Origin of the sequence: Clostridium chromiireducens, from assembly GCF_002029255.1 — a bacterium.
GTDB lineage: Bacteria > Bacillota > Clostridia > Clostridiales > Clostridiaceae > Clostridium > Clostridium chromiireducens.
The window spans coordinates 1-6,678 of sequence record NZ_MZGT01000135.1 but is presented as its reverse complement, the minus strand read 5'-3'; the positions used below and the strand labels follow the sequence as shown (position 1 = coordinate 6,678).

The following is a 6,678-nucleotide window of genomic DNA, read 5'->3' as shown; positions in this document are numbered from 1 at the left end:
GCAATAAACTATTATATATATTTCCATAAAACATAGATGGCATTAATGCTATTAGAGTTATTAAAGGAAATATAATACTTCTAATTAATATTCTTTTTCTAGATCTCTTTTCCATAAGAAAAAGATTTGCTAAAACATATATATCTACTATCAGTAAGTATCTAAGATTTCTTGAAAGAGATATACATAAGATCATTATTATAGTACTTATAACTTTTAAAGTTGGATTTATTAGATAAAGTACTTTATCTTGATTTTTGCTTTGTCTAATAATTGAGATTATCCTAATTATTGAAAAAATACTTTTTTCAATATATAAACTTTTTTCTTCCTTCGGAACATAATTATCTTTTGCTGAAAGCCATTCTGGAATCATTTAATCTCCTTTAATATTTTTCTTCAAATTGATTTTGCTTATTACTTTGAAAATAATTAAAATTATTGTTACTCCTATTAATGCTGATAAAATATATCCGAGATATTCTTTAAGAAATCCAAAACTGTAATCTGGAATTAGAGAATTAAATTGAACTCCTTTTTCCATACCTTCAGGCACAAATCCTACTAAATTCTTTACTTCTTCCGAGCCCCATTCTCCCCAAGCAGTTCCATTTGCTAATAACCCTATCGGAGTAGCTAAGATAAGAATTCCTATAGTAATATATAACGATTTGGCTTTATTTGATTTTCCTTCATATATTAATTCTGGTGATGCCTTTTTGATATAGCTATAGGCTCCTAATGTAATTAATCCTTCTAAAAAACCAACTATCAGCAAATGCGGCAGCATCATAGCAGGAATAGATATAGCTAGACCATATGGACTGTATAGTGGCAATCCTAAGAAATCCTTAAAAAGCAAAGGTTGGACACCAAACTCAAGTGCCGCAAATAAAGCAGCTGTATTAACAGAAATATAACCGCCTAGAAACGCTCCAATATATTCGCCTTTTTGAGTCTTAAATAATTTTTTTGTTAATTGAAATATATAAAATGCTGTAAATGGCATTATAAAAGCCATATTAAAACAATTTACTCCAAAAGCTAAAATTCCTCCATCACCAAAAAACAATGCTTGAATTGCAAGAGCTATAGTTACAGCAAATACAGCAGAGTATGGCCCAAGCAAAATAGCAACAAGTGCACCACCAATAGCATGACCTGTAGTCCCACCAGGAAGAGGTATATTAAACATCATAATTAAAAACGAAAACGCTGCTGATACTCCAAGCAGCGGCATCTTTTGCCTTGTAATTTCTGACTTTACCTTTGTACTAGCTCTTCTCCAAACTGGTAACATAGCAATTCCAAAAGTAGCACAGGTTGAAGGGCTTAAATAATTATCAGGTATATGCATATAGTTATTCTCCTTACAACATATATTTCTGGTTCTCTTAATTATATTTAATATTCTTAGTTTTATGTACACAAAAGCGCTTTGTTTAATGACTGCTCCTGCTTATATTAATACATATTCTTTAGAATATATATGTTTAAGAATATATATGGTAAAATTCTTTAGAATTTTACCATATTAATATATAAGATTTATCCTATTTCATTCTATGCAAATAATGCTGTAACATTTTTTAGTTCCTGACGGATTTTAATCGCTTGAGGACAATGTCCTTCACATTTTCCACATTCAACACATTTATCTGCTCTTTCTGATAGCGCCACTCCATTATATCTTTCCTTAAGTTCTTTTTCTGTTGCCGGAGTAAGAAATATGTTATATTCATTATATACTGCAAAATTCTTAGGAATGTTTACACCTGCTGGACACGGCATACAATACTCGCAAGCTGTACAGTTAACTTTTATTCTTTCTTTAAACGCCTTCTTAACATTATCCATTATTTCTAATTCTTTTTCTGTTAGTGAATTTGGTAAGGCTTCACTTGCTACTCTAATATTTTCAGTAACATTATCCATTATGTTCATACCACTTAGTACTACCGATACCTCTGGATGATTCCATACCCATCTTAGTGCCCACTCAGCTGGAGATCTCTTAATTTCAGCTTTATTAAATGTATCAGTAACTACTTCTGGAAGGTCTCTAACTATTTTTCCACCTCTAAGTGGTTCCATTATAACAACTCCCAAACCTCTATCTGCAGCATATTTTAACCCTTCAGTCCCTGCTTGGAAATCTTCATCTAAATAATTATATTGGATTTGACAGAATGACCAATCATAGTAATCTACTATTTCTTTAAAAACTTCTAGTTTGTCATGGAATGAGAATCCTGCATATCTTATTCTTCCATCTTTAATTGCTGAATTTAAGAATTCATCTATTCCTAACTTCTTTAGGTTTTCCCAAGAACCTTTATTCAAAGCATGCACTAAATAAAAATCTATCTTGTCTGTTTGTAGACGTTCTAATTGTTCATTTAAATATTTGTCCATATCTTCTCTAGTCTTAATTGCCCAGCTAGGAAGTTTTGTTGCTAAATTAACTTTCTCTCTATATCCATCTTTTAGTGCTCTACCTACAAATGGCTCACTTTCTCCTCCATTTCCCATTCCTGTTCCATGATAAGGGTATGCAGTATCTATATAATTAACCCCTTGATCAATTGCATGACGAATCATTTCAGTGGCTTTTTCTTCATGAATTTTAGTTGTATCTCCATCAATTATAGGTAATCTCATACAACCAAATCCAAGAGTAGAAACCTTTTCATTAGTCTTTCCAAGTGTTCTATATAACAAAACAATCCCTCCTAAAATACGATAACTTACACAATAAATTGCTATACATATATATTCTACATCTTAGAGTTAGCTCTAAGTCAACATATTTTTTGAACGTTTCCCCTAAAATGAAAAAGTAATTTCGTGATTGCAACACTTATTTCGTTATTCATGATTTTAGTATTACACTTTTTTGATACAAGGTGAAAAATTCATTTTAATGGGCTCTTCTTAAATTATAGGATTTTACAAATCTCAACTCTTAGAGTATACTCTAAGATATAAAATCTATGATAAAACTTAAGGGAGGATATATTTTATGGGATACAGTATTGCCGAAGTTGCCGAAAGAACTCATTTAACACCACATACTCTTAGATATTATGAGAAAGAAGGTATATTACCATTTATTGACCGCAGTGATTCAGGTAATAGAGATTTCAAGGAAAAGGATTTAGAATGGCTTGAGCTTATTTGTTGTCTTAAAAATACAGGTATGCCTATAAAACAAATAAAAGAATATATTCAATTATGTCTTAAAGGCGATAATACTATTGATGTTCGTAGAGAAATATTCATAAAACATCGTGAGGAAGTTATAAGCCAAATTGCAGAATTACAAAAAAATCTTGATAAAATAAATTGTAAAATAAACTTTTATGACTGTGCATGCAAAAAAACTGTATAAAGGTATTATGAAAAACTTAAAGCGAATCAATGACTAACTGTGGAAATATGAAAATTCTTCATTTATACTTAAGCTATGTTTAGAAAGGGAATATGTGTGTTTGCTCAATATTTATAAGAATCAAACACACATATTCCCTTTCAGTTGTTTAGCTGTAAATTTAAAATAATCTCTTTATGCAAGTATTTTTATATTTCTAATATTTTTGAAGTTAACTACTTCTTCTTAGGTTCGTTATATTGCACACCTTTTGTATCAACAGATATCGATGTGATAACCACATCTTTCTTTGGCGCATCCGATGAATTAGTTTCTACATTCTGAATTTTGTCAACCACGTCTAGTCCTGATATAACCTTTCCAAACGCTGCATATTCTCCATCAAGATTTTGAGCGTCTCCTGACATTATGAAGAATTGACTTCCAGCGCTATTAGGATCTTGAGTTCTTGCCATAGAAAGAACACCCTTTGTATGCTTTAAACTATTTGCAAAACCATTTGATGTAAATTCTCCTTCAATTGAATAACCAGGACCACCGGTACCATTTCCTTTGGGGTCACCACCTTGGATCATGAATCCTTTAATTACCCTGTGAAACTTTAAATTATTATAAAAATTCTTATTTGCTAGGTCTATAAAATTATTAACTGTATTCGGAGCTATTTCTGGATATAATTCTGCTTCTATAACTCCATATCCCTCCACATTTATTGTTGCTATAGGCAAATTTTTATTTTCTTCTGATGAACTTGAATTATTCTTTTCACTGCTCTGAGAAGTGTTATTAGCCTCTGACTTGTTAGAGCTGCTAGTCTTCCCGCAACCAGCAAATACAAGTAAGCTCATTACTACCGTTAATAATATTAAATTTAAATATTTTATTTTCCTCATTTTCTTTCCACCTTAACCTTGTATATTATTTTAATAGTATAATTATACCATAAGTTTAATATTATATAATTTATTGTAATTAAACTTTAATTTTATTATGTGCAATTAAAATATTTATTTTTCTCTCCAATCAACAATGCTTTATATATTTTTACTCTAAATAATTCTCTTTTAATAATCTTATTTCTTTAGCATAACCATCTAATTCATTTGGTGTTTCCAAAAAAAATGGCAGCTTACGTAGAGCTGGATGGTTAATAATATTTATAATCGCATCTAATCCTATCGAACCTTCTCCAATCTTTTGATGTCTATCCTTATGGCTTTCAAAAGGATTCATACTATCATTTAAATGTATGGCGCATAACTTATTTAAACCTATTACTTTATCAAACTGTTCTAACACATTGTCTAGATTACTTACAATATCATAGCCTGCATCGTAAACATGGCAAGTATCAAGACATATTCCAACTTTATTTGATAGCTTTACACGTTTTATTATTTCCTGTAATTCCTCAAAAGTACGCCCTACTTCCGTTCCTTTACCAGCCATTGTCTCAAGCAATACAGTTGTTGTTTGATTTTCAGTTAACACTGAGTTTAGCATACCTGAAATATATTCTATCCCCATTTCTACACCCTGCTTCACATGACTTCCTGGATGAAAGTTATAAAAATTGTTTGGTATATATTCCATGCGCGCTAAATCATCTTTCATCACTTCTATAGTAAAATTTCTTGTATTTTCATCCGCAGAACAAGCATTTAAAGTATAAGGAGCATGAGCCAAAATTGTAGCAAAATTATTTTCTTGTATAAGTTTTAAAAACTCTTGTACATCTTTTTCATCAATATCCTTAGCTTTGCTCCCCCTTGGATTGCGAGTGAAAAATTGAAATGTATTTCCTCCCAGTTTAATTGCTTCCCTGCCCATATTTGCAAATCCTTTTGAAGCTGATAAATGGCAGCCTATATTTAACATAATGTTTCCTCCTTATATCTTATTTAACTCATTATATTAATACTATAATGCTTTTGTCTACATATTATTCATACTGTTATATAAATCATATACACCAATATTCCTAAACTAATATGTACTTAATTATTTTAAATCTATACATTTTATAAATCCCATGATGAAATGGAGGAAATGTCTGATGAGATAACTTCATTCTTGAAGATATAATAGGTTGTTGAATAATTAATTTTTCAATAAATTCTATACATTAAAAAATTAATTATTCAACAACCTACTTTATTTTATAAATATAGATCTATACTCAGCTTCTACTGCTATTTATATCATTGATCATAATGCTCATTAAATCGTCTAGTGATACATTTTCTAGTCCTTGAGGCATTTTAAAATTATGCTCCCTTAAATCTCCCCCAATTTTTGCAATAATCTGTTTTGCCTTTTCTGCATCATTATCTTCTGTATTTACGATAACCCTATAATTTACATCTGCAATTTCTTCAAATCCACCCATACCACTTACCATTGGACTAGCAGCTGCTAATGGACCTGCATCATGGGCATCATTAGTAAGCACAAGATCAGACATATTAATTGGATTTCTACCGACTTCTAAAATATTTGAATCACTTCCTCCTACGTAATGCTCATTTATATCAGCTACAGCATCTTGTATACCTACTTTTTTTAAAGCATCAACTGCTTCATTTGCAGCTTTAATACCACTAAAGTAACCTTCTATTTTCATATAACATACCTCCACTTTATTTATTAATTAGTTTAAAGGTATTTTTTCACTATGATATAACTATTATACTTAAATATAAATTTAATGATTTTCTTTGTTATATTTAATCTTCGTATCACATATCTTAAGGGTTCAAAGTCCCCAGCGCAGTCATAATCAAATTACAAATAAAAAACATTTACATTTTCGTTTATAAAAAGGTCTCTTTGTACACAGTCATCCCCCTGATAAGCATATATGGAATGGAAGTTTTCACGTAAAATAAAAAAGATAGTCATTACAACTATCTTTTAGGTTACCTCGCAACGTCCTACTCTGCCACACAGTCGCCCGTGCAGTACCATCGGCGCTATAGACCTTAACTTTCCTGTTCGGAATGGGAAGGAGTGTTACCTCTATGCCATCATCACGAGATTAAGTGAGTTCCCAAATCTCCGATTTGGTTGAACGAACTTATGCAAATCACGCTAGTGATTTGTATTCCTTGTTCTTTCAAAATTGCACATAGTTTCTTTAATGTATTACAACTTGATTATTTATTGGTCAAGCCCTCGACCTATTAGTATCAGTCAGCTAAATATGTTACCATACTTACACCTCTGACCTATCAACCTTGTAGTCTTCAAGGGGTCTTACTAGCTTACGCTATGGGAAATCTAATCTT

The 6,678-nt window shown here is 30.9% G+C and carries 6 protein-coding genes, 2 rRNA genes and 1 pseudogene; 1 reads left to right on the top strand and 8 read right to left on the bottom strand.

The features are described from left to right. From CLCHR_RS23635 to CLCHR_RS23625, 3 genes and pseudogenes are all read right to left on the bottom strand, one after another. Positions 1 to 376 (bottom strand): annotated as a pseudogene (locus tag CLCHR_RS23635) (energy-coupling factor transporter transmembrane protein EcfT); the annotation flags it as partial. Continuing rightward, positions 377 to 1,357 carry a cobalt transporter CbiM gene (gene cbiM, locus CLCHR_RS23630; RefSeq protein ID WP_079442394.1) on the bottom strand — a complete coding sequence of 327 codons (981 nt, stop codon included), beginning with the start codon at positions 1,355 to 1,357 and terminating at the stop codon, positions 377 to 379. 206 nt (positions 1,358 to 1,563) lie between these two features. Continuing rightward, positions 1,564 to 2,721, bottom strand: a complete 1,158-nt coding sequence (locus CLCHR_RS23625) for an aldo/keto reductase (RefSeq protein WP_079442393.1) — start codon at positions 2,719 to 2,721, stop codon at positions 1,564 to 1,566. A 301-nt stretch (positions 2,722 to 3,022) separates the two neighbouring features. On the opposite strand from CLCHR_RS23625, the gene CLCHR_RS23620 reads away from it, so the two are divergent. After that, positions 3,023 to 3,391 carry a MerR family transcriptional regulator gene (locus tag CLCHR_RS23620; protein WP_079442392.1) on the top strand — a complete coding sequence of 123 codons (369 nt, stop codon included), beginning with the start codon at positions 3,023 to 3,025 and terminating at the stop codon, positions 3,389 to 3,391. A gap of 215 nt (positions 3,392 to 3,606) precedes the next feature. On the opposite strand, the gene CLCHR_RS23615 is transcribed toward CLCHR_RS23620, so the two are convergent. The 5 genes from CLCHR_RS23615 to CLCHR_RS23595 all read right to left on the bottom strand — a co-directional run. Further along, positions 3,607 to 4,284, bottom strand: a complete 678-nt coding sequence (locus CLCHR_RS23615) for a peptidylprolyl isomerase (RefSeq protein ID WP_079442391.1) — start codon at positions 4,282 to 4,284, stop codon at positions 3,607 to 3,609. Between the two features lie 151 nt (positions 4,285 to 4,435). Continuing rightward, positions 4,436 to 5,269, bottom strand: a complete 834-nt coding sequence (locus CLCHR_RS23610; protein ID WP_079442390.1) for a deoxyribonuclease IV — start codon at positions 5,267 to 5,269, stop codon at positions 4,436 to 4,438. A 301-nt stretch (positions 5,270 to 5,570) separates the two neighbouring features. Further along, complete coding sequence (locus CLCHR_RS23605; RefSeq protein WP_079442389.1) at positions 5,571 to 6,014, bottom strand: hypothetical protein; 444 nt, start codon at positions 6,012 to 6,014, stop codon at positions 5,571 to 5,573. Positions 6,015 to 6,311: 297 nt separating this feature from the next. Further along, positions 6,312 to 6,428 (bottom strand): 5S ribosomal RNA (rrf, locus tag CLCHR_RS23600). 125 nt (positions 6,429 to 6,553) lie between these two features. Next, positions 6,554 to 6,678, bottom strand: a 23S ribosomal RNA gene (locus tag CLCHR_RS23595); the annotation flags it as partial.

Excerpts from the sequence above, each read along its gene's own strand:
- CLCHR_RS23615 (WP_079442391.1), bottom strand. The coding sequence starts at position 4,284 with ATGAGGAAAATAAAATATTTAAATTTAATATTATTAACGGTAGTAATG.
- cbiM (WP_079442394.1), bottom strand. The coding sequence starts at position 1,357 with ATGCATATACCTGATAATTATTTAAGCCCTTCAACCTGTGCTACTTTT.
- CLCHR_RS23605 (WP_079442389.1), bottom strand. The coding sequence starts at position 6,014 with ATGAAAATAGAAGGTTACTTTAGTGGTATTAAAGCTGCAAATGAAGCA.
- CLCHR_RS23610 (WP_079442390.1), bottom strand. The coding sequence starts at position 5,269 with ATGTTAAATATAGGCTGCCATTTATCAGCTTCAAAAGGATTTGCAAAT.
- CLCHR_RS23620 (WP_079442392.1), top strand. The coding sequence starts at position 3,023 with ATGGGATACAGTATTGCCGAAGTTGCCGAAAGAACTCATTTAACACCA.